This is a genomic window from Bacillus sp. FSL W8-0519, from assembly GCF_038005585.1.
Taxonomy (GTDB): Bacteria; Bacillota; Bacilli; order Bacillales; family Bacillaceae_G; genus Bacillus_A; species Bacillus_A paranthracis.
This window is the reverse complement of the sequence record NZ_JBBOTL010000001.1, coordinates 628006-654179: the sequence shown is the minus strand read 5'-3', so window position 1 is coordinate 654179 and position 26174 is coordinate 628006. Positions and strand designations below refer to the sequence as shown.

Below are 26174 nucleotides of genomic sequence, written 5' to 3'. Positions count from 1 at the left end.
CATGTACAATCGCTTTTATTTAGCGTACAATATTTTTTATGTGTTTAAATGCGCTTCTAGATGTATATACTTTGATAGTTTTAAAGGAGAAAAAATGATGAAATCCGATATGCACAAAGATACTCGAGCCAAAAAGGGACGCTCAAAGAAAAAACGTCTACTTTGGTTCCTTCTTATTCCATTACTGATTATAGCACTTGGAGCAGGAGGCTACTCCTTCCATATATACAGTAAAGCAAAATCAATTCTAAGTAATGCCTATTCTGAACTTGGCCGCGGAGACAAATCCAGCAAACGTGAAAAAGCCGTTAAACCTATGACTGACAACATTTCCGTACTTATTATGGGTGTTGATGAAAGTGATATTAGGGACAAAAATTATGGGAAAGCAACTCGTACAGATGCACTATTACTTGCAACCATTAATAAAAACGATAAATCTGTTAAGCTTGTCAGTATTCCACGTGATTCACGTGTCTATATTAAATCACGTGATAAATACGATAAAATTACACATGCGCACGTATTCGGTGGTGTAGACAGCACGATTGATACAGTTGAGAAATTTTTAGATGTTCCAGTTGATTACTATGTAAAATTCAACTTTAAATCCTTTATCAAAATTGTTGATTCCCTTGGTGGCATTACTGTAGATGTTCCAGTGGAGTTCACAGAACAAAATAGTAAAGATGAAGCAGATGCAATTCACCTTAAAAAGGGACGTCAACATTTAAATGGAGAAGAAGCACTGGCACTAGCGAGAACTCGTCATATCGATAGTGATTATATGCGCGGTCAACGACAACAGCTTGTTTTAGAAGCTATTGCTGAAAAGGCATTATCTCTGAATTCCATTAATAAAATCGGTGGTTTATTAGACGCTGTTGATAAAGACTTAAAAACAAATTTAACTTTTGATGATATGATGACAATTGCGAAAAATTCAATGGGTTCAAACTTAAAAATGGACAAATTGCAAGTAGAAGGTACTGATAAATATATAGGTGGTATTTATTATTACGTTCCAAACGAAAAAAGCGTCGATAATATTTCGACAACACTACAAGAACATCTCGGTGTTACGAATAAAAATGAACATAAAAAATTATAATAAAAAGGCTGCTAGAACTTTCTAGACAGCCTTTTTATTATAATTTTCAACATATTTCTCGTACACATTGTGACAAAAAGAGACAATTATTACAACAGTGTAACATATTTTATAAAAACATTACACACACAGTGAAAATAATAGTATACTAGTACGTACATAATGTTATTTTCATCATTTTTATACAAAAAATGTAATACATATATTTATACAAAAATTTCTGGGGGGAAATAAATGAAGCTAAGTAAAATACTGATCGGTTCTGCAATTGCTGGAGGCATATTACTTTGTGTTGGCGGTGTTGGCGGATATCAATATGTATCCAAACTAAATAATCAATTAGATACTACTGCATTACCCAATACTACATTTGAAGGTATTTCTCTCGATGGAAAAAATAAAAAAGATATTCAAGCTATTATTAATCAAAAAATCACTGAATTAGATCAAAAATCACTTACGTACATATTCCAAAACGATAAACAAACTTACACATGGAAAGATTTAGGGATAAATTATAAAGAAAAAGATATTATCGACAAAATCTTTAAAGAACAAGAAGGCAACGCAATAAATCGTTACAAAATGCGGAAACAAGCTGAGAACGGCGAATTAAAACGTGACTATAAATTAACACCTCAATTAAATACAACTGCTTATGAAAGCTTTATGAAGGATAAATATAATGAAACATTAAAAAATCCTGTTAATGCAGAATTAAGTATTGAAGGCACTACAGTAAATATTAGCCAGAGCCAAAATGGAGAAAAAATCGATAAAGAAAAGTTAACTGATTTAACGCGGCAAGCCATTACTTCTGGCACATCTGACGTTACATTACCCGTTACACTATTAAAGCCTGAACGTTCTACAGAAGATATACAGAAAATGGGGATTAAAGAAGTAATTGCTGAATATTCAACTCCAATGGCTGGCCGTAATGGGAATCAATCCTTTAACGTAAATAAGTCAGCTAATACTTTAAGTGGAGTGATTGTCGCACCTGATGAAACATTTAGTTTTAATGGCCGCGTTGGCGTAACGGATGCTGCTCATGGTTATAAATCCGCAGCTGTATATTCACAAGGGAAAGTTATACAAAGTGCAGGCGGAGGCGTTTGCCAAGTGAGTAGTACTTTATATAGCGCAGCTTTAAGAGCAGATTTAGGAATTGTTTCTCGAAGCAACCATTCTATGCCCGTAAATTATTTACCACTTGGGCAAGATGCAGCAGTAGCAGATTATGGTCCAGATTTAAAATTTAAAAATAATACAGGCAATCATATTTATATTCAAGCATTTTCAAATGGAGGTAGTATTACTACACGTATTTTCGGCACAAATACTGGTAAAAATGTTGAAGTTTCTTCTCAAGTAATTAGTAGGACTAATGATAAAATAACAGCAGTTACATATAAAAAAGTTACACAAAACGGTGAAGTAATATCTAATGGACAAATTTCAAAAAGCGTATATAAAAGCGCTCCAAAACAATAAGACACTATCAAACAAAAAAATTTCAAAAACAAAAAAGGCGTGATCTACTCACGCCTTTTTCTTTTGCAATAATAATAAAAAGGTTGCAAGATGGTCTTTCGTTTCTTCTAACGACCACATACGATTTCCTTGCTTCGCAGCTAGTACGCACGCCTCTTCCCAAGCATCCTTTTTCTTCATATATAATAATTCATCGCGTAATTTCAAAACAATTTCTTCGTCTTCTTGCTCTATAAACTCTTCCATCACGCCTACTATTTCATCTTCATGGATACTTAACGTACAATACGATTTGAAAAAATATTGTAATGTCGTATACATATTTACTCCCCCTTCTTATTTATCAGATGGATAAGAAGTAATGATCTTATATCCTAAATCCCCTGACTTATCTCTCGCTAAAACAGTAACAGTTTTGACTAACTTGTCTTTTACATTCATATTTTTCTTTATTACCGTTTTTCCAACCGGGAATGAATGTGTTGTATTTAATACGAGACGAGCCTCTTTAGAATTTTTTAACCAATCTTGAATTTCCTTATCATGCTGCTTCAAACTATCTTTTACAGCTTTCGTTGCCGTTTCCTTGTCATAGTATGTACTTGCTGCTGATACTTTATCTGTCTTCAAGCGATTCTTCAAATCTTCTTCTGATTTGCCTACATGTCTTTCAATCGTATGACCATTTTTAGGTGGCCCTTCCATTTCGTCTAAAATATTATCACTAATTTTTTCTACTGATGTCGATTGATTCCCTGTTTGTTTCTCTGTTTTTTGTTCTTTTCCTGCACATCCACTTAAGATCAGTATTAATGCCAATAAACTACTCAAGAAAAGACTACTTATTCGTTTCATCATATCACCTCTTTCATGATTATTATCGTAACTTCACTAAAAGTCAATTTCACACTGAAAAAACATACAACATTTTTAAATTCCTCATCTATTTTGCCAAATTACCACCCGTTTTTCATAAAACCGCTATTTTCGCCCTTACATAAATATACCCCTATGTTTTTATGATTATTTCCCGAGTTAAACCTCCCTATAAAACCATCTATTAACCTTTTAAATAAAGGTTTTATTTGTATTTTTTTAAAAATTAAAATATACCCCTTATTTCATATACCTAATACCCATATGAGGTATAATAATGGTGTTTTTTAACGTTTTTCTACATTATGTAAATTTGTACTTGCCTACACAATGGAAATATGGTGTAATGCAAAAAAAGATAAAGGATTTTAAACAATGGCTGAAACAATTCAAAACTTCTTAACAGACTATTATTCAATCGCAATTCCACTTAGTATCTTAATCAACATAGTCATTAGCCTTTTAGGTGTTATCCCTAGTATTTTTTTGACCGCTATTAACATACAGCTCTTTGGTGTAACAAACGGAACCCTTATTTCGATCGCAGGTGAGGCCTTAGGGGCTATTATCTCGTTTTATATTTATCGTATAGGCCTTCAGAAATTCACTCACAGCAAAGTAAATAAGTATCCAAAGGTAGAACGCCTACTTTATGTAGAAGGTAGAGAGGCCTTTCTACTCGTCCTATCGTTCCGCCTCATTCCTTTCATTCCGTCTAGTATCGTGACTTTATTTGCAGCTCTAGGCAAAATGTCATTACTATCCTTCAGTATTGCCAGTACAATAGGTAAAATACCGGCATTATTAATCGAGGTATATTCTGCTTATCATGTCATGAACGGAACAAATGAAGCGAAGTGGATTGTAACAATCGCGGGCGCTATTGGATTGTTTTATTTGTGGAAAAAATGGAGAAAAAAATAAAGAAGGAGCCTATGCTCCTTCTTTATTTTTGAGGTATTTTATTAATAGCTATCCTTTAGATCGTTAGTTAATACCAACAGCACTAAATGATTGCTTAACTGCATTTACTTCAGCAGAGTTCGCACCATATAAATCAGCTGCAGCTTGTACTGCACCAGCACGCGCTTGACTAAATGTAGTAGATTGCGTGAAATATTGTGTGTTTGCACGGTAATAAATTGCACCTAGCTTATCTTTACCAATACCAGTTACAGTTACACCGTAATGCGTACCGCCATTTGCTAATAAATAAGCTTGTTTGTTAATAATACCACTGTTCGTATGAACCCCACCGTTATCACTAGTACCAGTGTAACGCTTAGAATAATGATCTGGATCACCATATTTCGTTGGATCACTCATAGAGCGAAGCGCATCTCCTGCTTTACCAGGCGTATAAATATCTTCACCAATTTCCCAATCTGGGTTACGGTTATCATAGAATTCTACTAAAGTACCAAAAACATCTGAAATAGCTTCATTTAATGCCCCTGATTCATTTTGATAGATTAAATCTGAGCTATACTCTGTAACAGCATGCGTTAATTCATGGCCAATTACATCAATTCCACCAGACAATGAAGTGAATGTTACACCATCACCATCTCCGTATACCATTTGAGAGCCATTCCAGAACGCATTATTATATCTACTTCCATAATGAACTGTTGATTTTAATGGCGCTCCTGCATCATTAATAGAGTTTCTATTAAAAGTAGCTTTATAGTAATCATATGTTTTACCCGCATAGTAATGAGCATCTACCGCTGCTGCATCATACGCTGCATTGAAAACATTATCTGCATCTACCCATAATGTTCCTGGCAATGTAGTACGATTTTTCGCATCATATGTGAAAATCGTTGCTCCGCGCGTATTATCTTGTAAGTAGTAAGATGAGCCAGATAACGTTGTATTAAGCGACTTCGTATCTCCTAATACACCTTTACCAGTACCCACTGCATTTGTTCCTGTTACAGGCTTTACAGCTGGTTTCGCTTCCTGTTTAGGTGCCTCTTGCTTAACTGGTGATTTATCTTCATTTGCTACATGATCAAGTTTATTATATTTATTTAACACTTTACCGCTGTCTGCTTCAATGAAATAGTAGTAGTTTCCTGGACTCGGGTCTAAGAAGTTTAAATTTACAACGTATGCATATGTTGTTTCTTCACCGTTTTGATATACATATAAGTCCGCTTTTGGTTCTACCTCATATTTAGGTGTAATCCCTAAATCTTTTTGCGCAATTTCAATTGCTTTTGCGCCTTCGATCTTATTTTTATTTTTCAATTTTTCTTTTTTGTCTAAATCAGGCGCAACTGTTCCAGACAATACTTTTAAAGAACCATCTTTACTTACGTGAGCTACTTGCGTAGACCCCCATACAGGTACTCCTTCATATACTTGTTGCAAACGTAATACTGTTGAATCAGTTACAGCATCTTTCTTCACTTGTTTCACTTTGAAAGAATCTTGCGCACTCTTTTCCCCTAACTTGTAATCACCTTTTGCTGCGTTTAAGTAATCAAACACAACAGATTCTGCTTTCTTACCAGTTGCCCCAGTTAGATCCCCAGAAACAAACTCCGGTGACTGTACTGTCTCATTGTACTTCTTCGTAGAGAGCACATTTTTAGAATCTGCAAATGCAGAGCCTGTCCCTCCGAACGTTGTAACTGCCATTCCTGTCGCTAACACTAATGCTAAACTTTTCTTTTTCATGAACCTTCCCCCTAATAAATTATTTTTTGAAAAAGAGTAGTTTCATATTAGCATTATGTTTCCACTATTAATATACTAAAAATTCAATTAATTTTTTTCTCAAGTTTTGTAGAATTTTGAGGAACAAATATTGAAAAACCCCTTTCCGGTTGGAAAGGGGGTTTCAATTATGAATTAATTTGTTGAACTGTTTTAGCTTCTTGACCAAGAGTATCTGGCTTCCATGCATACTGAATATCCAATACCACCGCCGCAATCGCCATAACTACAAATGTTCCTGCAATTAACTTTTTCATATTATTTCTCCTCCTTACTCTTCTAATAAATTTATCGCTAACTTATAGTAGCGATTACTTTCTTTAAAATCTGAACATTCTTCTAAGTATTCAGCTAGTTCTAAGTATATTTTCTTTAAATCTTTTATATTTTCCTCTGCTTTAAAGAAAGGAACTACTTCTATTTCTAGAAATTTTTTATAAACATCCCTTTCTTCAAAATGCTTGTATCGTAAACTTAATAATAAATATAGCATCCCTTTATATCTATCATCTTTTCTTGCAGCAATGATGCCTTTTTCAATCCATTTAGCCGCTTCCTCGATTTCTCCTAATTGAATACACTGTAACGAAAGCTCATACATAGCATCAATATAGTTCATATCCTCTTCTTTTTTATACTTTAGGCATTCTATATAGTACTCTTTTGCCTTAGTATAATTTTTTTGACGATAATACAGGTAACCAATATTATTCAAAGCAATAGATAGAATATTATCTTTATCAGCAAAAGAAGTCGCTTCCCTTATGATATGATTATAAATTTCCATAGCTTCGTTATATTGTTTTTTTCTAGTGTAACTAAAAGCAATTAAAAACTTGCAATTAATTATATTTCTGAATTTATATTCACTTTTAAAGCCTTCTAATGCCACGTTAGCAAAGTATAATGTCATGTGGTCTATTTCCATCTGACTATAAGTTAGCGCTAAATTATAATATATTCCTGTTTCATAATAACCTAACTCTTTCGCCATCGCTTCTGTCTTTAACAAGTATTCCAATGCCTGTGTATATTTGTACTGCACAGAATATAACAATGCCTTATTATACGTATATAACATCTTCTGGAAAGGTGAGTATTTCTTATACACCTTTTTCAACTTATCCAATTCTTCCTCTACAGCAGGTAAATCTCGCTTCATCATTAAATACCGCGTATAAAGTAACTTATAATAATTTATAATTTCAAAATCCAAAACATGCTTCATTTCACCTTGTAATTCTTCATATATGCGTTCTACTTGTGGCTTGTCCAAATGAACTAATGCATTTAACCATTCATCCAGCTTCCCCTTCACATCTTCTTCTACATCTCTCAAATCCGTCACGGCAATTTCTAATCTTGCGCAGAGCAATTGTAGAATCTCTTCTGATGCTTCGATTTTTCCATTTTCGATTTTACTTAAGTATGAGACAGAACAAATGCCCTGACATAATTCTTCTTGTGTCATTTTTTGCTGTAGCCGTTTGTAAAAGACTTGTTTGCCTATTTTTTCTAATGTTTGTTGCATTGTCCTCCTCCATTCTCATTTACCCCCATTACTTTAATAATACATAAAATCTTGAGAAATATAAATTGATAAATGTTAATTTTCTAAAAAATATGCAATATTTCATTTTTTTCCCTCTTGACTATACTTTCATATCTATTCTTTGCTACGATCCGTGAAAAATTGGTATACTATAACCAAATTATGGAGGTGTTTTCGCGATGACTTATTATAAAGACGATAGCTATGCCTTACATACAGATTTATATCAAATTAATATGGCTTATACATATTGGAAAGATGGTATTCATAACCGCCGCTCGGTGTTTGATTTATACTTTCGAAAACTTCCATTCGAGAACGGTTATGCTGTTTTTGCTGGCCTTGAAAAAATTGTAGAGTACATAGAAAACTTCAGCTTTACCGAAAGCGATATCGCTTATTTAGCAGAATTACAATTTGAAGAAGAATTTCTTCAGTATTTACAAAATATGAAATTCACTGGGACGATTCGAAGTATGCAAGAAGGTGAAGTTGTCTTTAATAACGAGCCTTTATTACGTGTCGATGCACCGCTCGGCGAAGCACAAATTATTGAAACCGCCCTGTTAAACATTGTGAATTACCAAACATTAATTGCAACGAAAGCAGCTCGTATGAAGCACGCTGCAAATAACGATGAACTTTTAGAGTTCGGCACAAGACGTGCCCACGAGTTCGATGCAGCCCTTTGGGGTACACGTGCTGCCTTTATCGGTGGTTTCTCATCTACGAGTAACGTACGGGCTGGAAAACGCTTTGGGATACCTGTAGCCGGCACACATGCGCACTCTTTTGTTCAAGCTTATCGCGATGAATATGTTGCTTTTAAGAAATACGCTGAAACTCATAAAAAGTGTGTCTTTCTCGTTGATACATATGACACATTAAAATCTGGTGTTCCAAATGCAATTCGCGTGGCAAAAGAGTTCGGGGATCGCATCGATTTTTATGGCATTCGCCTCGATAGTGGTGATATGGCTTATTTATCTAAAAAGGCAAGAAAACTACTAGATGAAGCCGGGTTTACAAATACAAAAATTATTGCTTCTAGCGATTTAGATGAATACACCATTATGCATTTAAAATCTCAAGGAGCAAAAATTGATGTATGGGGCGTTGGAACAAAATTGATTACGTCCTTTGAGCAACCAGCATTAGGGGCTGTTTATAAACTCGTTGCGATTGAAGATACTGATGGAAAGTTAAATGATACAATTAAAATTTCATCTAACCCGGAAAAAATCACTACTCCAGGACTAAAACGAATTTATCGCATTATCAACCGAGTTAATGATCATGCAGAAGGCGATTATATTGCATTAGATTGTGAAGAACCAGGAAAAGAAGAACGCTTAAAAATGTTTCACCCTGTTCACACGTATATAAGTAAATTTGTAACAAACTTTGAAGCGCGCGAACTGCATAAAGACATTTTCGTTAACGGTGAAAGAACATATGAACTACCTGACATATTGGATATTCAAAAATACAATGAACAGAGTCTCGCGTTATTTTGGGAAGAGTATATGCGAACTTTAAATCCTGAAGAGTACCCTGTCGATTTAAGTCAAGAATGCTGGGATCATAAAATGAATTACATTCAAACTGTTCGAGAACAAGTTGAAAAAAATATACAAAAATAAAACAGAGAAGCTGCTCCTTCTCTGTTTTCTTCAATGCTATATATCTTTGTAAAAAATATATTAAAATAACAAGATAAATATTTTTTATTTGTAAATTTTAATATTACGTTATTTATTTCTAAAATAATATTTGTTATTATTTTATTGAGTCAATTTCAACAGAATAACCTAAAAAAGAGGACGCAGGTTGCGTCCTCTTTTTTATCCCGCATTAACGGGCAGCAAGACCCCCAAAATTCAGCAAAAGCAAGGGCGTTAGATGGGGGATCAACTGTCCGTAAAAGCCCGATTGGTGAAGGCTAATAATCAGCGGGGGATGAAGCCCCCCACTGATTAAAGTTTCACTTTATAAATCTTTCACTCGTAGTACACGCATTGCATTTAAAACTGCCAGTAGTGTCACACCAACATCTGAGAAAACCGCTTCCCACATTGTTGCAATACCGAAAGCACCAAGTAGTAAAACTAATCCTTTTACCCCTAATGCAAAGATAATATTTTGCCATACAATGCGTCTTGTACGTTTTGCAATGTTTACAGCTGTTGCAATTTTTGAAGGCTCATCAGTCATAATAACGATATCTGCCGCTTCAATTGCTGCATCTGATCCTAAACCACCCATTGCAATACCAACATCGGCTCTTGCTAATACCGGTGTATCATTAATACCATCACCAACGAAAGCAACTTTTTCTTTTCCATGCTTCGCTGCATCAATTTTTTCAATCTCTTCTACTTTTTGTTGCGGTAATAGTTCTGCGTGAACTTCATCTAAACCTAATTCTTTACCAACAGCTTCACCAACTGGTTTTGCATCACCAGTTAACATGACTGTCTTCTTAATACCTAGTTCTTTTAACTTTTGAATTGCTTGTTTTGAATCTTCTTTTACCTCATCAGAGATAACAATATAACCTGCATATTTTCCATCTACAGCAACGTGAACCAATGTACCTACTGTTTCTGGTTGCTTAAATGTAATGTTCTCTTTTCTCATTAATTTAGCATTACCTGCAAAAATTTCTTTTCCTTGTACTTTTACGACTGTACCGTGACCAGAAATTTCGTTATAATCATCGATTATTTTTTCATCAACTGATTTTCCATATGCATTTCGAATCGATTGTGCAATTGGGTGGTTAGAATACACTTCAGCAAATGCTGCATACTCTAATAATTCTTCATTTGTAATACCTTCGCTCGGTTCCATTTTTGTAACTTTGAAGACACCTTTTGTTAATGTGCCTGTTTTATCAAAAACAATATATTTCACATCATTTAAAGCTTCTAAATAGTTACTCCCTTTTACTAACACACCACTTTTAGATGCACCACCGATACCTCCAAAGAATCCAAGAGGAATAGATACAACTAACGCACATGGACAAGAGATTACTAGGAACACTAACGCTCTATAAATCCAATCCGAGAATGTAGCTCCTTCTAAAATAAGTGGTGGAATAAACGCCATGATCGCTGCTGTAATTACTACAACTGGAGTGTAGTAACGCGCGAACTTCGTAATAAAGTTTTCTGTTGGCGCTTTTTTACTGCTTGCATTTTGAACTAAATCTAAAATTTTTGATACAGTTGATTCACCAAATTCTTTTGTAACTTCAATTGTTAATACACCATTTTGGTTCACAAAACCACTTAATACATCATTTCCAATTTCAACTTCACGTGGTACAGATTCACCAGTCAATGCTGAAGTATCTACCATTGATGTTCCTTCAATTACTTTTCCGTCTAACGGTACTTTCTCACCAGGTTTCACGATAATATAATCGCCGATTTGTACATCTTCTGGTGATACTTGTTTCGTTTCATTTCCAATCTTTACATTCGCGTAATCAGGACGAATATCCATTAATGAAGTAATTGATTTCCGAGAACGGTTTACCGCAATACTTTGGAATAGTTCTCCTACTTGATAGAATAACATTACTGCAACCGCTTCTGGGTATTGTTGAATTGCGAAAGCTCCTAGTGTTGCAATTGCCATTAAGAAGTTCTCATCAAACACTTGGCCACGAGTTATGTTTCTTACTGCTCTCCAAACGATATCTCCACCAATTAATACATACGCAAGGACGAATAACGGAATTGTGATCATTTGTGGTAAGCCAGCTAATGCAGCAATTGCTGTCAAAATTCCGCCAACCACTAATCGTCCTACCATTTTTTTCACATTTGCTTCTCCATGATCGTGACTATGTCCATGGTCATGACCACCCTTTTCTTCACGAACAACTTTCACATCTGGTTCTAACTTTTGAACGACATTTGTTATATTGGCTACAGTCGTTTCTAATTCTCTTTTATTCGCTACTTCAACTCGTAATTTCTTTGATACGAAATCAACAGTTGCTGCTGAAACCGTCGGCATTTCCTTAACTTTATTTTCAATCTTCATCGCACAATTTGCGCAATCTAAACCTTCTAATATAAACACTTCTTTTGCCATTTTTGTGTTTTTTTCTTCTTGCACTTTAATGTGCGGTTCTAATTTTGTAACGAGTTGTTTTGCTTCTGTAACAACTTCGCTTTCTTTATTTTGCGCTGTTTCTAAAACCATTGTTTTTGTCGCGAAATTTACAGAGCAAGAATTTACTCCTTCTATATTCCCAACGCCTTTTTCAATTTTCATTGCACAGTTTGCACAATCTAAACCTTCTAACATCAGTTTCTTTTTCACTAATGCTTCAGCCATCGTTCTCCCTCCTCGCGTTCTATTTATTCTTCCTCGTTTACGTGTTCAAACGCTTGCTCGAAGATATGAATTACGTGTTGGTCAGCTAACGAATAATAAACGACCTTTCCTTCTTTACGATTCTTTACAAGTTTCGCTTGCTTTAACACACGAAGCTGATGTGAAATAGATGATTGTGTCATTCCTAATAAATACGCTAAATCACAAACACACATTTCAGCTTCAAATAACGCATGTAATATTCTTGTACGTGTACGATCGCCTAATACTTTAAATAATTCTGCTACTTTACTTAAACTTTCATCCGTTGGAATTGTTTGTTTTACTTGATCAACAACTTCTTCATGAATTATCGTTTGAGAACATGTCTCTTGTGGTGTTTCTACTTTATTTCCAGCCATTATAGCTCACCTCTTTATTTGAACATATGAACAATCATTCATATATCTTATACCTTTATTATATGAGCGTCCATTCATATGTGTCAATGAAATCTCATACATTTTTTTGAACATTTCGTTCACATTTTAAAAAGATCTACACATATTTTCCGCATCCATTACATTCTCATACAAAAAAGAATATACACTTTACACAAAAGAAAAAGCCTTGCGCGTTCCCTAGACGCACAAGGCTTACTATACTTATATCCCTTTTAACTAAGCTTTTAATTAGCTTGTTCTAAATTATCCTGCGAACTTCCATCGTCTTTTAAATGACTATGTTTTTTCGAATAAACAAAGTATACAACTACTCCAATTGCTAACCAAATACCGAAGTAGATCCATGTTGTTAATGGTAGGTTAAACATTAAGAATAGACAACATGCGATTGAAATAAGCGGTAGCGTTGGTACAAGTGGTACCACAAAGCCACGTTTTAAGTTCGGATGTGTTTTACGAAGAATAATAACTGACACACCTACCATCGCAAATGTTAACAATGCTCCAATATTCGCTAAATTCGACAATTCTTTTAAATCGATAAATCCAGCAATTAAAGCACTACCAATACCCGTTAACCAAGTTGAGAATACTGGTGCTTCTGTTTTCTTATTAATTTTCGCAAATGATTTTGGTAATAAACCGTCACGGCTCATCGCGAAGAATACACGTGTCGTTGCATAAATGTAAGCAAAGATTACAGCCATAATACCAATTACAGCTCCAACTGCGATTACACCCGCTACTTTATCTTGTCCTACAACTTCTAATACATATGCCATAGCTTCTGGTACATCTAATTCTTTATAAGAAACCATACCTGTCATAACGAGACATACTACAACATAAATAATTGTACAAATAACTAATGAAGCAATAATACCAATCGGTAAATCACGTTGTGGATTTTTTACTTCTTCAGCAGAAGTTGCTAATGCATCAAATCCTAAGAAAGCAAAGAATACTGCTGCTCCGCCGGCAAAGATTCCGCTAATACCGTATGGTGCAAATGGTGTCCAGTTTTCTGGTTGTACGTAAAACGCACCAACTGCAATGAATAAAATAACAATACCAATTTTAATTAATACCATTATGTTATTCACACGCTTACTTTCTTTCGTACCTCTTGATAGTAACCAAGTTAAAACTAATGTAATGACTACTGCTGGTAAATTCACGATCCCACCTTGTGATGGAATCTTTAACAACTCTGTTGGAATTTCTAATCCGAATCCACTCACTAAGTTATTAAAATAACCTGTCCATCCACCAGCTACTGCGGCAGTTGTTACGACATATACAGATAGTAATGTCCATCCCATTAGATGGGCAATAAACTCACCAATTGTCGCATATGAATATGTGTACACACTACCTGAAACCGGAAGTGTAGATGCAACTTCTGCATAACACAACGCTGCAAATCCACAAACAATCGCTGCAATCATGAATGAAAAGATAACTGCTGGACCAGCATCTCTTGCTGCTACTAATCCTGTTAATACTAGTACTCCTGTACCAATTATCGCACCAATCCCTAGCATTGTTAGGTCAAATGCCCCTAGCGTTTTCGTTAAAGTTTTACTTTTACTTTCCCCTAACAATTGCGTAACGGATTTCTTTTTAAATAGGTTGGCCACGATGTATGCCCCCTTTTGCCAAGAAGAGCTAAGAGATATTCACTCTTAGCTCTTATCATGTTGGTTTATATATTGTTCGATTTTGTTTTGTATAATGCTTGTATTAGCAAGATACTGTTTCTGCTTCTAATAATTCTTTAGCACCTTTGTACTCTACACCGTGAGCTTCTGCAACTGCTTCGAATGTTACATAGCCATCTAATGTGTTAATACCTTTTAGTAATGCAGAGTTGCCTAAGCAAGCTTCTTTGTAGCCTTTGTTAGCAATTTGTACTGCGTATGGTACTGTTACGTTTGTTAATGCAAGAGTTGATGTACGTGGAACCGCACCTGGCATGTTTGCAACTGCATAATGAACAACGCCGTGTTTTTCGTAAGTTGGGTTATCATGAGTTGTAATACGGTCAGTTGTTTCGAAAATACCACCTTGGTCAATCGCGATATCTACAACAACAGAACCTGGTTCCATTGATTTAATCATTTCTTCTGTTACAAGTTTTGGCGCTTTTGCACCTGGGATTAATACTGCACCGATTACAAGATCAGACTCTTTTACAGCTTCTGCAATATTGTACGGATTAGACATTAAAGTTTTTACTTGGTTTCCGAAAATGTCATCTAATTGACGAAGACGTTCTGCACTTAAGTCGATGATTGTTACATCCGCACCTAGTCCAACTGCAATTTTAGCAGCATTTGTACCAGCTTGTCCACCACCGATGATTGTTACTTTACCACGTTTAACCCCTGGAACACCTGCAAGTAAAATTCCTTTACCGCCTTTGTTCTTCTCAAGGAATTGTGCACCAATTTGTGCAGCCATACGACCAGCTACTTCACTCATAGGTGCAAGTAATGGTAGAGAACGGTTTTCTAATTGTACTGTTTCATATGCAATAGAAACAACTTTCTTTTCGATTAATGCTTTTGTTAATTCTGGTTCTGGAGCTAAGTGTAAGTATGTGAATAAAATTAAACCTTCGCTGAAGTGTTTGTATTCGCTTTCAATTGGTTCCTTAACTTTCATAACCATTTCCATGTTCCAAGCTTCTTCAGCTGTATCAACAATTTTCGCTCCCGCTTCAACATACTGAGCATCTGTGAAACCAGATCCTAAACCTGCACCCTTTTGAATGAATACTTCGTGATTGTTACGAATTAAATGTACAACACCTGCTGGTGTCATTGCCACACGGTTTTCGTTGTTTTTAATTTCTGCTGGTACCCCAATACGCATAATGAAATGCCCCCTTATAATTAACAGAAAAAAGAAAGTCTTTTTTCTTTTTGTAATAATTAATAACTTATGTCCTTATTCTAGCATAACTTAAAAGTTATGAAAACGCTAACATACCATATTTTTAAAGTTTATATATTTAGAATAGTGTAAATATATAAAACATTGATTCTATTAGCCTCGTTGTTCCATCTCATTATCTATCACTCTATTTTTATTATACTCCTTTAAAATAAGCAGCAATCATTTATTATTCGACAATAATGTAACAATGTAAGAAATACCAATGATGCCGTATACATATACAGTTATAAGTTTAAACAATACTTTAGGGATATATTCTTTCCCTAAAAAAACAGCTGCTAGCATTTAACTAGCAGCTGGATAACTTATAAATAACTTGGAAAATAAATCATCTGTTGTTTCCGTAATTTTATCAAACAGATCACTTTCTTCCTCTTCTTGCTCTTTTAACATCTTAATTGTTTCACGTGCCGATTCAGGATAATCGGTAATGATACCATCTACGTTCAATTTATAATATCCCTTTAAACTTTCCATATCATTTACCGTCCATACGTAAATTGGTTTATTTAACTTCCTTGCTTCTTTTACTAATTTCTTATTTAACATGTATTCTTCCGCTACATAAAAATCAGCCTTTACATTCTTTAAGTGAGCTCTACTTGCATATAATATATATCCTACTTTTATATTTGGATTTGCACGCTTAAACTCTTTTATAAGCGGATAATGTAACGTTTGAATAACACATTGCTTCTCAAATTCATTATCTTTAATCGTTTTTAATACTTTGTTTACAAAGTCTTTTTCGCCCCCATGAAGCTTCACTTCAATATTGAGTTTGATTTTACCCTTTGCCAACTTAATGATTTCATCCAGCGTACTGATTTGTCCTGAAAAACCATCTTGACTAAGGGTAAGCTGCCTTAACTCTTCCATCGTTAAATCCGAAACATGAACGTTAGCATTGGCAAGACGTTTCAACTTCAAATCATGTATAACTGCTAGTTCACCGTCTTTTGTTTGTAATACATCTATTTCAGCGTAGTCTGCTTTCGCATCAATAGCTCCCTGCACAGCTTCTTTCGTATTTTCTACACCTTTTGAAATATAACCGCGATGAGCCATAATAATCGGTTCTTTATATGTGTTTGTAATAAAGGTCACAATGAAAGCAACAACCATTCCCGCCGTAATAATTCCTACAATATATACACCAATAAATTTCCAACGATGTTTTTGGAAGAAACATTTATCTGCCTTCGTCTTTGAATAATCTAATCCTTCTTCTAATAAAACATCTTCGACTGGAACCTTTTGTAAATACAATCTTGTTAACGCCATAATATAGAACGGCGTCATAATAAAGCTAAATAGATACAATGTACTTGTTAGGAAAACTGAAATAGTTGACTCTGCTAGTAGTGCAAATGTCCCTTCTGGGTTTGTAAATTCATATACTCCCCACAGACAAAGTAAATAAACTCCTACACATAAAAGAAAAACAATTCCTACAGATATGAAAAAACCTACTAAAAAGAACAAAACTTTAAAGAAGCTTTCTTTTACTAAGTTTGCGCTTTTGCGTGCTGCCGTACGGAACGGCTTCTCCTCTAAAACGATAATAGGTAAAACAAAAATCCAACGAAGGTTCAAATAGGCAACTACAGCAAAGAAAGTATAATATCCAACTTGCCCCATTGTTGTCTTAAATAGTTCACCTGTAATAAAATTAGGAATTTGAATTTCAGGAATCAATGCAGATTTATATCCCATACTTAATAGTGGTAATAGTACAACTGCATACAAAACAAAGCCAGGTAAGCAATATGTAAACAGAGAAGGTAAATACGTTACTGTTTTATATAAAATCGGACGTAATCTCACCTTTTGCCTTTTATGAGCGAAGTACGAAATGATAATAAGTACTGCAAACTCTGTAAAGATCAGGAACAATGCCAATATAGATAAAATTACGATCGCCAAAATCCCGTATGGTGTTTTCAAAAATGCTAATAACTCATCATTTGTTGCGTTTGCATACCCACCAAAGTACAACAACTTATTGAAAATAATACCGAAAAGCGGGATAAACACAATCGCTGCTAACAATTTATAAGCAAGTTGGAATGTTAACACATTCCAAAAGGCAAATCTAACAGTTTGAAAGGAATGTCTCATTACTCCTGGTATAGATAGTCTTTTACGGTGTTGCATATATTCCTCCACATTCTAAAACGATATTTGAGATGGATTCCACATTTCCATTTCTAACCCATCCCTTTAATAATAATATATTCCGCTTAACATGAACACTCTTATACATACAATGAAAAAAGTGATGGCTACTTCCCATCACTTTTCACTTACTCTATTTTTTCTCTAACCCTTGTCCAAATGCTTTCAAGAAGCTAAATCCGAATGTGATGGCTCTATTGATATCTGGATCTTTTAACACTTTAAAGAAGTCCATCACTTTTGTTTTTTTACCACTCTTTAATTCATCTGTTGCAAATTGCAATCCAGTGACTAAACTCGATGTGATTTGCTTTGTTACTTCTGGGTCAACTGAGGACAGTGCTTCCCCCGCCCCCATCATGTTGTTAAGTGCATTTTTAACTGGTTCACGATTTAATTGCTCCACAGCGATTTTTGAAACATCTTCCTTAGCAGCAAGTAAACTAATCGCCGCATCTAATATTCCAGCCTTCTGTAACTGCGCTAACAGCTGCATCGTTTCTTCTACTGCTTCACGATTATTAGATAGCTCATTTAGAAGTTCATCTGCTACTTGCTGTTTCTGTTCTTCCTCTGTTACAACTTTCTTTTTAATTAAAGTAATCTCTTTCGCCACTATCTCCGCCCCCTAGTCCACGAGTGATACGTATTGTTTTCTTTGCCATTTTTGCTCGATTTCAACACCATTTTGCGGATTACGCTTTTTATCTCGCGGGTTTGAAGATGGTAACGGACGATTTCCTTTTTCACGTAATACACGCATTTTCACCATCGTTTGTTTGTACGCCGGTGTACACGTATAAAGGTCTGTTGCCGTCCCAGTTAAAATATTGATCGCTTCTTCATTTATCGTTGCATGCATCGGTAAGTATAGCTCTTTCCCCGTTACACGCTCAGTAATAAGCGCTTGTACTTTAATTTTGCCAAATGGTGATGCTAATTCTACAAGACCACCATCTTTCACATTGCGCTCTATAGCAAGCTCAGGTGAAATTTCAACGAACACTTCAGATACTTTAGATAAAATACCAGCCGACTTATTCGTCATATTCCCTTCATGGAAATGTTCTAGCATACGTCCATTATTTAAAAGTAAATCATACTCATCTGGCGCTACAACTGGTGGTATCCATTCATCTAATGATAAACGAGCTAGTTTATCTGGGAAGTTAAATCCGTCTACATATAATAGCGGTGTATCACTACCATCATGACTACCCCAACATAAACTATTCCATCCTTCTAGACGATCGTACGTTGCTTGAGAGTATAACGGTGCAAGCGATGCGATTTCGTCCATAATTTCACTTGGACTTTCGTAATTCCAATCCCCGCCGAGTGCACGAGCAACTTTTTGTAAAATCCACCAATCTGGTTTTGAATCACCTAGTGGTTTTAATACTTCATATAATCTTTGAATACGTCGCTCTGTATTCGTAAACGTTCCTTCTTTTTCTAAGCTTGGTGCCGCTGGTAAAATAACATCAGCAAAACGAGCTGTTTTTGATAAGAACATATCTTGAACAACGAGGAAGTCTAAATTCGCTAAAATATGTTGCACATGGTTCGCATTGGAATCGACTAAAGCCATTTCTTCCCCCATGACATACATACCACGTAGTTTTCCTTCTTCTGCCGCAAGTAACATTGCGATATTATTTAATCCTGGTGCTTTCGGAATCGTTGTGCCGTATGCTTTTTCAAACTTAGCACGAAGCGTATCATCCGATACTGCTTGATAACCTGGAAGCCAGTTTGGTAATGTCGCCATATCACAAGCACCTTGTACATTATTATGACCTCGTAATGGATATGCGCCTGCACCAGGACGACGATAGTTCCCCGTAACAAGCAGTAAATTGGAAATGGCAGCAGATGTTGTACTTCCTCCTGTATTTTGCGTTACACCCATTCCCCAAAGTATACAAGTTCCATCTGCTTCATATACCATACGAGCCATTTCTTTCAGGTTTTCTTTCGAAATTCCCGTAATTTCTTCTGTATAATCAAGCGTATACTTTTCTAACATTGTGCTATATTCATCAAAGTTCTTCACATTTTCAGCTATGAACTTTTTATCATGCCAATCTTGATCAATAATATATTTCGTAATACCAGCAAGCCATACGTAATCTGTACCTTGACGCGGATGAATAAATAAATCCGCACGCTCTGCCATTTCATGTTTACGAAGATCTGCTACAATCAGTTTTTGCTCGTGTAATTTATGAGCACGTTTTACACGCGTCGCGAGTACAGGATGTCCTTCTGTTGGATTCGCACCAACGATAATGACAAGGCCTGCTTCAGCTATATCTTTCACTGTTCCAGCATCGCCGCCCATACCGACGGTTTTAAATAAACCATCTGTTGCTGGAGATTGGCAATAACGCGAGCAGTTATCTACATTATTTGTTCCATATATTTGACGAGCTAGTTTTTGCATAAGATAATTTTCTTCATTCGTTACTTTCGAAGAAGAAATAAATCCAAATGCATCGCTGCCGTATTCTGATTTAATATGTTGCATGTTAGAAGCCAAAACTTCTAACGCTTCTTCCCATGAAGCTTCAACAAACATATCTCCTTGGCGAATTAATGGCTTCGTAATGCGATCTTCACTATTTACAAAGTCCCATCCAAATTTACCTTTTACACATGTGGAAATGCCATTAACCGGTGCATCAGAAACAGGTTGCACTTTTAATATATGGCGATCTTTCGTCCATACTTCGAATGAACAACCGACACCACAAAATGTACAAACTGTTTTTGTTTTATTCACTTTCGTCTTACGCATCGCAGCCTCTACTTCTGAAACTGCTAAAATACTACTATATCCAGGCTCTACATCCTTTACAAAATCAATCATCGGATCTAACACATCTGATTTTAATCCTGTCATGAATCCAGCTTCACCTAACATTGATTTTTCCATTAACGCATTACATGGACATACTGTTACACACTGCCCACAACTTACACAAGATGAGTCATTTATACTTACACCATGATCCCATATAACACGCGGACGATCTAAGCTCCAGTCTATCGATATCGTTTCATTAACCTGTAGGTTTTGACATACTTCTACACACTGTCCACAAGCAATACATTGATTTGGATCATACCGATAAAACGGATGTGACATATCCACTTCACAAGCACTTACTTTCGGCTCATACGGATATTTCTGTTCTTCAATTCCCATCATATGTACTGTATTATGAACCTTACAATTACCGTTATTGTTATCACATACGGTACAATACAATAAATGATTCTCTAATATTCGATCCATCGCCTCAGTCTGCGCCTCTTTCGCACGCTGTGACTGTCTTTCAATATGCATACCATTCTCTATTTGCGTTGAACAAGCACGCATTAACTTCCCATCTACTTCTACAATACACGTATCACAAGTTTGAATTGGATCTACTTCTGGTACATGACAAATTTGAGGATGTTCCAAATTACTCTCGTTAAATAATTGTAGTATCGTCTTTTCACCTGATGCTGAAAATTCTTTACCATCTACGGTTACACGGACTGTCTGTTCTGCCATAGTTTCCCCTCTCCTTACAACCAACTGTACAACACACTTGTGAATCCGTTTTCACAAATGAATTACTGTACATATTTTTGAAACGCCCTGCCTAAATACTTTTCTTATGAAGTCGATTCTAGATGTTTATAAGGTATCACTACGAAAGCTTGAAAATTTCACTATTCTACATTTCTATTATATCGTATATATACAATAATAACCAAAATAATCTGATACCTTCCTTCTAATAGATGTTTTTATTTTTTCAATGTTTTATGATGAATGTGGGAGAAAATACATATAAAAGGGGAATTTCATATGGGACCTACGCAAGAGAGTTATACAATTGTACGCTATCACTCTGGTACATTTTCAAAACAAACTGATGAGATTGTTACAGAATCTCCTATTACTATTAAATTGAATGGTGAAGAATATGTAACAGTCGTATGTACACCAAATTATATTGAAGATATGGTAATTGGTTTTTTAATTTCTGAGGGGATTATTTCTTCCTATAAAGATATTGAAGAACTATGGGTTCAAAAAGATAACGGAATTGTCCATGTAACATCATCAAAAATAAATCCGCTCTATCAAAATTTATATAATAAACGATACATCACTTCCTGCTGCGGAAAAGGTAGACAAGGTTTTATTTTCGCTAACGATGCAGCAAAAGCAAAAGATTTACATGATATACATATAAAAATTACTCCTGAAGAATGCTTTTACTTAATGAATACTTTACAACAATCTTCTACTACCTTTCGCCAAACCGGCGGTGTTCACAATACCGCGCTATGTGATCGAAACAATATCCTCCTATCAAGAATGGATATTGGAAGACATAATGCATTAGATAAAATATATGGACATTGTTTACGCAACGATATATCTGTTAAAGGAAAAATTATTGCATTTAGCGGGCGTATTTCATCCGAAATTTTACTCAAAGTTTCAAAAATCGGATGTGAAATTGTTCTATCTAAATCCGCTCCAACAAAATTAGCATTGCAACTCGCTCACGATTTAGGCATTACAGTCGTAGGATTTATTAGAAATGACTCTTGTAATATTTACACGCATCCACATCGAATTGATGGTTATCAATCGAATAACTAAAATAACTCCTCAATCGAGGAGTTATTTTAGTTATAAAAATGTAATATATTAAACACTTGAATAGTTAATAAAGTTAATATATAATTTCATTACATATTAAAAAACAAAACATTGTAGCATATATCTTTTCATTCTTTTACAAATTAAAAGAGACTGCTCACAAAACACATACACAATCTTATAAAAGGTTCACTTTATTTGAAATCGACCAAGGAGGTTACAACGATGGAAATTCGCTTATTAACGACAGAGGACGCAGAAATATATTTAAAAGTTTGTATGGAAGGTTTAACGAAGAACCCGGAAGCTTTTAGCTCTTCTTATGAAGATGTTCTTAAACATGAGGATCCTGTAGCTGCTATGGCAAAACGATTAAGCAATCCGGATAAGTATACTCTAGGTGTCTTCAAAGATAACGATTTAATCGGCATTGCTACTTTAGAAACAAAGCCTTTCATTAAACAAGAACATAAAGCAAAAATCGGTTCCGTTTTTGTTTCCCCTAAAGCACGTGGCCTTGGAGCAGGACGAGCTCTTATTAAAGCAATTATTGAAAATGCCGATAAATTACATGTAGAACAACTTATGCTCGATGTTGTAGTTGGTAACGATGCAGCAAAAAAATTATATGAGTCATTAGGTTTCCAAACTTATGGCGTACAAGAGCGTTCATTAAAACATAACGGTCAATATTGGGACGAAGAACATATGGTTCTATTCTTAAATGATTAATACTTCAATCTAGTTTTCCAAAAGCATCTTTTTATTAAGAAAGATGCTTTTTTCATTACAACAATGTAATCTTCATGTCACCTTTATCGATCGTACCAAACCTTTCCATTCATTATACTAAAAATATAAAGTGAAACTTTACTCAGTGGGGAACTACATCCCACGCTGATCGCATGTACTTGATATGTAGAGGAGAATGTGACATGAAACAAAACAAACGAGCTATGCTTTTAATATTTACTACAGCAATTGTAACTTCTGGATTAGCAATTTTACCTTGGTTTATTATATAAAAATACTCCCCCTAACAACGAAAAAAGCTTATTGCTTCTTAAGAAGCAATAAGCTTTTTTTATATTATAAAATCCCCAAAATTTTATTTACACAACTTATAATAATAACCATAGATACGGCAACGCACATGACAACCGTATTACGATCTTGCTTTTCTTTTTTTGAAATTTCTTCTTTTGGATTCATGTGTATGATCTCCTTTTAAAAAAAGTGTGAGATAGGAAATTTTTCTTATCCGATGCGAGGTGAATACGAAAACCCTCTCTATCTCACATACACAATAGAATGGAATTGTCATTTTATAAATAAAATGACATGACGTTATGTCGCAACATAGGGTATTTTGTGTCGCTACGTTTTCTATTATAAAAAATAGTTGTGCAAAACTAGTGCATTTTTTATGTCAATTACTCTGAGCGAGAAATCACTCTTCCACTCAATCACATAAAAAGAGTTTTTTATCATTTTCATGTAAACTATACAAGTAGAATGAACAGTTTGGGGTGCACAAGATTATGGTGAAAATTTTATTAGTAGACGATGAAGAACGTATGTTACGATTATTAGATCTGTTCTTAAGTCCTCGTGGCTATTTTTGTATGAAAGCTACCTCTGGCCTTGAAGCACTAAAGTTAATAGAACAAAAAGACTTCGATATTGTTTTGTTAGATGTAATGATGCCAAATATGGATGGATGGGATACTTGCTATCAAATCCGTCAAATTTCCAACGTTCCAATCATTATGCTAACAGCTCGTAATCAAAATTACGATATGGTAAAAGGCCTTACGATCGGCGCAGATGACTATATTACAAAACCATTTGATGAGCATGTATTAGTTGCACGAATTGAGGCTATATTACGCCGTACAAAGAAAGATGGATTTGTTAGCTTCAATGGTATTGAGTGGGATAAAACGAAACATACTGTCACAGTGTATGATGAAAAAATCTCACTGACTCCTATCGAATTTTCGTTACTTGGACTATTTTTACAAAATACAAACCGTGCTTATAGCCGAGATGATTTAATCGAAAAAATTTGGGGTTATGAAACAGACATTGAATATAGAACAATCGATTCACATATTCGCAATATCCGTGATAAATTACGTAAAAAAGGATTTCCAGTTGAAAATTACTTAGAAACTGTTTATAAGGTCGGATATAAATGGAAAAGTGAATAATTACTTCGGTCAGTGGAAACTAGTATACCACTGACCCTTTATTATGAATAAGGTATGGTGAGAAAATGAGTAAACTTTCACTTAAAATCGGGACATACTTTTTAATATTAGCTTTATGCATTGAAACAATTGCTTTCGTATCTTTTTACAAAAGTATTTCTAAAATGCGCATTGAAGAGGAAACACTCGCTCTTTTAGAAAAAGGTAATCGCTATAGTAACAAAATTACACAACGCGCAAAGTGGAGTACATTTGCTAAAGAAAAGAAACACGGCGAACGCGCTGAATACAATAAAAATCCTAAGCGTCCTATATACCCAGAATTCGATATCGCTGATGAGGCTGAACACTTAGTTGAATCAGAATCAATTGCTAACTCTGATATAGCTATCATTATAACGGACAATAATGGAAAAATTATTTCCACTTCAGAACCTGTAACAAAAGCAATGCAAAAACAGCTTACATGTAAAACAGAACCTATTCCAGCAAACGGATTGGTTGTCGAAAAGAACTGGAAAAAATCAAAATTCATCACAACTGTAAGCTCACTTAATACAGCAGAGTTTCAAGGAAAGTTATATATGTTACTAAAAACATCTTTCTTAGAAAATATGTTACTTAAACTCATGAACCAATTTCTTATCATTAGTGTTTTGACTGTTATTTTAACGACTATTTCTGTCTTTGTTTTTTCTCGTGTTATTACAGAACCGCTTATAAAAATGAAGAGGGCAACAGAAAAAATGTCAAAATTAAATAAGCCAATTCAATTAGGTATTAAACGGAATGATGAACTTGGAAGCTTAGCAAAAACGATTGAAGATTTGTCCAGTGAACTAACTTATATGAAAAAAGAACGCAATGAATTTCTTGCTAGTGTCGCCCATGAACTATTAACTCCATTGACCTATATGAAAGGTTATGCGAAAGTAGCAAAGAGAGACACTTTAACGAAAGAAGAGCGAGAAGAATACTTGCAAATCATCGAGGATGAAACAGATAGTGTAACTGACCTCGTCCAAGATTTATTTATGCTCGTACAATTAGAACAACACCAGTTTGTTATAAAAAAACAAAAAGTACTTCTTAGACCATTTTTAGAACGAATGGTTGAAAAAACAAAAACAACATTAACAAATAAACAAATGCAACTTCATGTATATTGCAAAGATGATTTAGAAGTTTGCATAGACGAAAGACGTATGGAACAAGTTATGTTAAATTTATTACACAATGCTTATCAACACTCACTAGAAAACACTACTATTACGATACGCGTACTCGCTGAAACAAATTCTTTTACAATAAGTGTACAAGATGAAGGTGAAGGTATTCCTGAAGAAGATATTCCGCATATTTTCGATCGTTTTTATCGTGTTGATAAATCTAGAACGAGAGCTACTGGGGGAAAAGGTATCGGGCTAGCTGTTGCTAAAGAAATTGTGGAATTGCATAACGGTGCCATTCTAGTAACAAGCAAATTAGGGGTAGGAACTACCTTTATAATTGAGCTACCTTTTGAATAATATGTGTGTGAAAACACCAGTAATAGTAAAAACTACTGGTGTTATTTTGTTCATAAAAT

The 26174-nt window shown here is 34.9% G+C and carries 21 protein-coding genes; 8 read left to right on the top strand and 13 right to left on the bottom strand.

Annotation, left to right across the window (positions count from 1 at the left end; translation table 11 throughout):
* The first annotated feature begins 97 nt into the window (after window positions 1-97).
* Window positions 98-1111, top strand: a complete 1014-nt coding sequence (locus NST14_RS03440; RefSeq protein WP_000834032.1) for an LCP family protein — start codon at window positions 98-100, stop codon at window positions 1109-1111.
* Window positions 1112-1345: 234 nt separating this feature from the next.
* Window positions 1346-2608, top strand: coding sequence for a VanW family protein (locus tag NST14_RS03435; RefSeq protein ID WP_000777346.1), 1263 nt, complete (start codon window positions 1346-1348; stop codon window positions 2606-2608).
* A 48-nt stretch (window positions 2609-2656) separates the two neighbouring features.
* On the opposite strand, the gene NST14_RS03430 is transcribed toward NST14_RS03435, so the two are convergent.
* Entirely contained in the window at window positions 2657-2929 is a 273-nt protein-coding gene (locus NST14_RS03430) for a hypothetical protein (protein WP_000288788.1), read from the bottom strand.
* Between the two features lie 15 nt (window positions 2930-2944).
* Window positions 2945-3463 (bottom strand): RNase A-like domain-containing lipoprotein, encoded by a 519-nt coding sequence (locus tag NST14_RS03425; protein ID WP_000822707.1) that lies wholly within the window; start codon window positions 3461-3463, stop codon window positions 2945-2947.
* 396 nt (window positions 3464-3859) lie between these two features.
* On the opposite strand from NST14_RS03425, the gene NST14_RS03420 reads away from it, so the two are divergent.
* Window positions 3860-4408: a TVP38/TMEM64 family protein gene (locus tag NST14_RS03420; RefSeq protein WP_000852211.1), complete on the top strand. Its 549-nt coding sequence runs from the start codon at window positions 3860-3862 to the stop codon at window positions 4406-4408.
* 63 nt (window positions 4409-4471) lie between these two features.
* On the opposite strand, the gene NST14_RS03415 is transcribed toward NST14_RS03420, so the two are convergent.
* The 3 genes from NST14_RS03415 to NST14_RS03405 form a co-directional block, all read right to left on the bottom strand.
* Window positions 4472-6172, bottom strand: a complete 1701-nt coding sequence (locus tag NST14_RS03415; protein WP_000730398.1) for a M4 family metallopeptidase — start codon at window positions 6170-6172, stop codon at window positions 4472-4474.
* 167 nt (window positions 6173-6339) lie between these two features.
* Window positions 6340-6468 carry an NprX family peptide pheromone gene (locus tag NST14_RS03410; RefSeq protein WP_000733137.1) on the bottom strand — a complete coding sequence of 43 codons (129 nt, stop codon included), beginning with the start codon at window positions 6466-6468 and terminating at the stop codon, window positions 6340-6342.
* Window positions 6469-6482: 14 nt separating this feature from the next.
* The gene (locus NST14_RS03405) at window positions 6483-7742 is read right to left on the bottom strand and encodes a helix-turn-helix transcriptional regulator (protein WP_001187930.1); all 1260 of its coding nucleotides are present in this window, start codon (window positions 7740-7742) and stop codon (window positions 6483-6485) included.
* Between the two features lie 200 nt (window positions 7743-7942).
* Between NST14_RS03405 and NST14_RS03400 the strand changes: the two genes are divergently transcribed.
* Window positions 7943-9406: a nicotinate phosphoribosyltransferase gene (locus tag NST14_RS03400; RefSeq protein WP_000222900.1), complete on the top strand. Its 1464-nt coding sequence runs from the start codon at window positions 7943-7945 to the stop codon at window positions 9404-9406.
* A gap of 346 nt (window positions 9407-9752) precedes the next feature.
* Here NST14_RS03400 and NST14_RS03395 read toward each other — a convergent pair whose 3' ends face one another.
* The 7 genes from NST14_RS03395 to fdhF all read right to left on the bottom strand — a co-directional run bounded on the left by NST14_RS03395 (window position 9753) and on the right by fdhF (window position 21266).
* Window positions 9753-12119: a heavy metal translocating P-type ATPase gene (locus NST14_RS03395; protein ID WP_229131416.1), complete on the bottom strand. Its 2367-nt coding sequence runs from the start codon at window positions 12117-12119 to the stop codon at window positions 9753-9755.
* A gap of 23 nt (window positions 12120-12142) precedes the next feature.
* On the bottom strand, window positions 12143-12520 hold the full coding sequence (locus NST14_RS03390) for an ArsR/SmtB family transcription factor (RefSeq protein WP_000918377.1): 378 nt from the start codon (window positions 12518-12520) through the stop codon (window positions 12143-12145).
* A 266-nt stretch (window positions 12521-12786) separates the two neighbouring features.
* Window positions 12787-14202 (bottom strand): amino acid permease, encoded by a 1416-nt coding sequence (locus tag NST14_RS03385; protein WP_001284879.1) that lies wholly within the window; start codon window positions 14200-14202, stop codon window positions 12787-12789.
* 103 nt (window positions 14203-14305) lie between these two features.
* Complete coding sequence (ald, locus tag NST14_RS03380) at window positions 14306-15439, bottom strand: alanine dehydrogenase (RefSeq protein WP_001219742.1); 1134 nt, start codon at window positions 15437-15439, stop codon at window positions 14306-14308.
* 369 nt (window positions 15440-15808) lie between these two features.
* On the bottom strand, window positions 15809-17680 hold the full coding sequence (locus tag NST14_RS03375; RefSeq protein WP_001164743.1) for a glycerophosphoryl diester phosphodiesterase membrane domain-containing protein: 1872 nt from the start codon (window positions 17678-17680) through the stop codon (window positions 15809-15811).
* Window positions 17681-17834: 154 nt separating this feature from the next.
* Window positions 17835-18317 (bottom strand): DUF1641 domain-containing protein, encoded by a 483-nt coding sequence (locus NST14_RS03370; protein ID WP_001040528.1) that lies wholly within the window; start codon window positions 18315-18317, stop codon window positions 17835-17837.
* 12 nt (window positions 18318-18329) lie between these two features.
* Window positions 18330-21266: a formate dehydrogenase subunit alpha gene (gene fdhF, locus NST14_RS03365; protein ID WP_229143114.1), complete on the bottom strand. Its 2937-nt coding sequence runs from the start codon at window positions 21264-21266 to the stop codon at window positions 18330-18332.
* Window positions 21267-21566: 300 nt separating this feature from the next.
* Here fdhF and fdhD point away from each other — a divergent pair, with 300 nt between their 5' ends.
* Both fdhD and NST14_RS03355 read left to right on the top strand, forming a co-directional pair.
* Complete coding sequence (gene fdhD / locus NST14_RS03360; protein ID WP_000529212.1) at window positions 21567-22373, top strand: formate dehydrogenase accessory sulfurtransferase FdhD; 807 nt, start codon at window positions 21567-21569, stop codon at window positions 22371-22373.
* 225 nt (window positions 22374-22598) lie between these two features.
* Window positions 22599-23105, top strand: coding sequence for a GNAT family N-acetyltransferase (locus tag NST14_RS03355; RefSeq protein WP_000405875.1), 507 nt, complete (start codon window positions 22599-22601; stop codon window positions 23103-23105).
* 357 nt (window positions 23106-23462) lie between these two features.
* Here the strand turns inward: NST14_RS03355 and NST14_RS03350 are convergent, their stop codons facing one another.
* The gene (locus NST14_RS03350; RefSeq protein WP_001068392.1) at window positions 23463-23585 is read right to left on the bottom strand and encodes a hypothetical protein; all 123 of its coding nucleotides are present in this window, start codon (window positions 23583-23585) and stop codon (window positions 23463-23465) included.
* A 329-nt stretch (window positions 23586-23914) separates the two neighbouring features.
* On the opposite strand from NST14_RS03350, the gene NST14_RS03345 reads away from it, so the two are divergent.
* Together NST14_RS03345 and NST14_RS03340 are read left to right on the top strand one after the other, a co-directional pair.
* Complete coding sequence (locus NST14_RS03345; RefSeq protein WP_000238954.1) at window positions 23915-24586, top strand: response regulator transcription factor; 672 nt, start codon at window positions 23915-23917, stop codon at window positions 24584-24586.
* Window positions 24587-24651: 65 nt separating this feature from the next.
* Entirely contained in the window at window positions 24652-26115 is a 1464-nt protein-coding gene (locus NST14_RS03340) for a sensor histidine kinase (protein WP_000041002.1), read from the top strand.
* The last annotated feature ends 59 nt before the right edge of the window (window positions 26116-26174 follow it).

Bases quoted from the DNA above. Each gene is read 5' to 3' on its own strand.
- NST14_RS03440 (WP_000834032.1), top strand. From the start codon at position 98: ATGAAATCCGATATGCACAAAGATACTCGAGCCAAAAAGGGACGCTCA.
- NST14_RS03435 (WP_000777346.1), top strand. From the start codon at position 1,346: ATGAAGCTAAGTAAAATACTGATCGGTTCTGCAATTGCTGGAGGCATA.
- NST14_RS03430 (WP_000288788.1), bottom strand. From the start codon at position 2,929: ATGTATACGACATTACAATATTTTTTCAAATCGTATTGTACGTTAAGT.
- NST14_RS03425 (WP_000822707.1), bottom strand. From the start codon at position 3,463: ATGAAACGAATAAGTAGTCTTTTCTTGAGTAGTTTATTGGCATTAATA.
- NST14_RS03420 (WP_000852211.1), top strand. From the start codon at position 3,860: ATGGCTGAAACAATTCAAAACTTCTTAACAGACTATTATTCAATCGCA.
- NST14_RS03415 (WP_000730398.1), bottom strand. From the start codon at position 6,172: ATGAAAAAGAAAAGTTTAGCATTAGTGTTAGCGACAGGAATGGCAGTT.
- NST14_RS03410 (WP_000733137.1), bottom strand. From the start codon at position 6,468: ATGAAAAAGTTAATTGCAGGAACATTTGTAGTTATGGCGATTGCGGCG.
- NST14_RS03405 (WP_001187930.1), bottom strand. From the start codon at position 7,742: ATGCAACAAACATTAGAAAAAATAGGCAAACAAGTCTTTTACAAACGG.
- NST14_RS03400 (WP_000222900.1), top strand. From the start codon at position 7,943: ATGACTTATTATAAAGACGATAGCTATGCCTTACATACAGATTTATAT.
- NST14_RS03395 (WP_229131416.1), bottom strand. From the start codon at position 12,119: ATGGCTGAAGCATTAGTGAAAAAGAAACTGATGTTAGAAGGTTTAGAT.
- NST14_RS03390 (WP_000918377.1), bottom strand. From the start codon at position 12,520: ATGGCTGGAAATAAAGTAGAAACACCACAAGAGACATGTTCTCAAACG.
- ald (WP_001219742.1), bottom strand. From the start codon at position 15,439: ATGCGTATTGGGGTACCAGCAGAAATTAAAAACAACGAAAACCGTGTG.
- NST14_RS03375 (WP_001164743.1), bottom strand. From the start codon at position 17,680: ATGCAACACCGTAAAAGACTATCTATACCAGGAGTAATGAGACATTCC.
- fdhF (WP_229143114.1), bottom strand. From the start codon at position 21,266: ATGGCAGAACAGACAGTCCGTGTAACCGTAGATGGTAAAGAATTTTCA.
- fdhD (WP_000529212.1), top strand. From the start codon at position 21,567: ATGGGACCTACGCAAGAGAGTTATACAATTGTACGCTATCACTCTGGT.
- NST14_RS03355 (WP_000405875.1), top strand. From the start codon at position 22,599: ATGGAAATTCGCTTATTAACGACAGAGGACGCAGAAATATATTTAAAA.
- NST14_RS03350 (WP_001068392.1), bottom strand. From the start codon at position 23,585: ATGAATCCAAAAGAAGAAATTTCAAAAAAAGAAAAGCAAGATCGTAAT.
- NST14_RS03345 (WP_000238954.1), top strand. From the start codon at position 23,915: ATGGTGAAAATTTTATTAGTAGACGATGAAGAACGTATGTTACGATTA.
- NST14_RS03340 (WP_000041002.1), top strand. From the start codon at position 24,652: ATGAGTAAACTTTCACTTAAAATCGGGACATACTTTTTAATATTAGCT.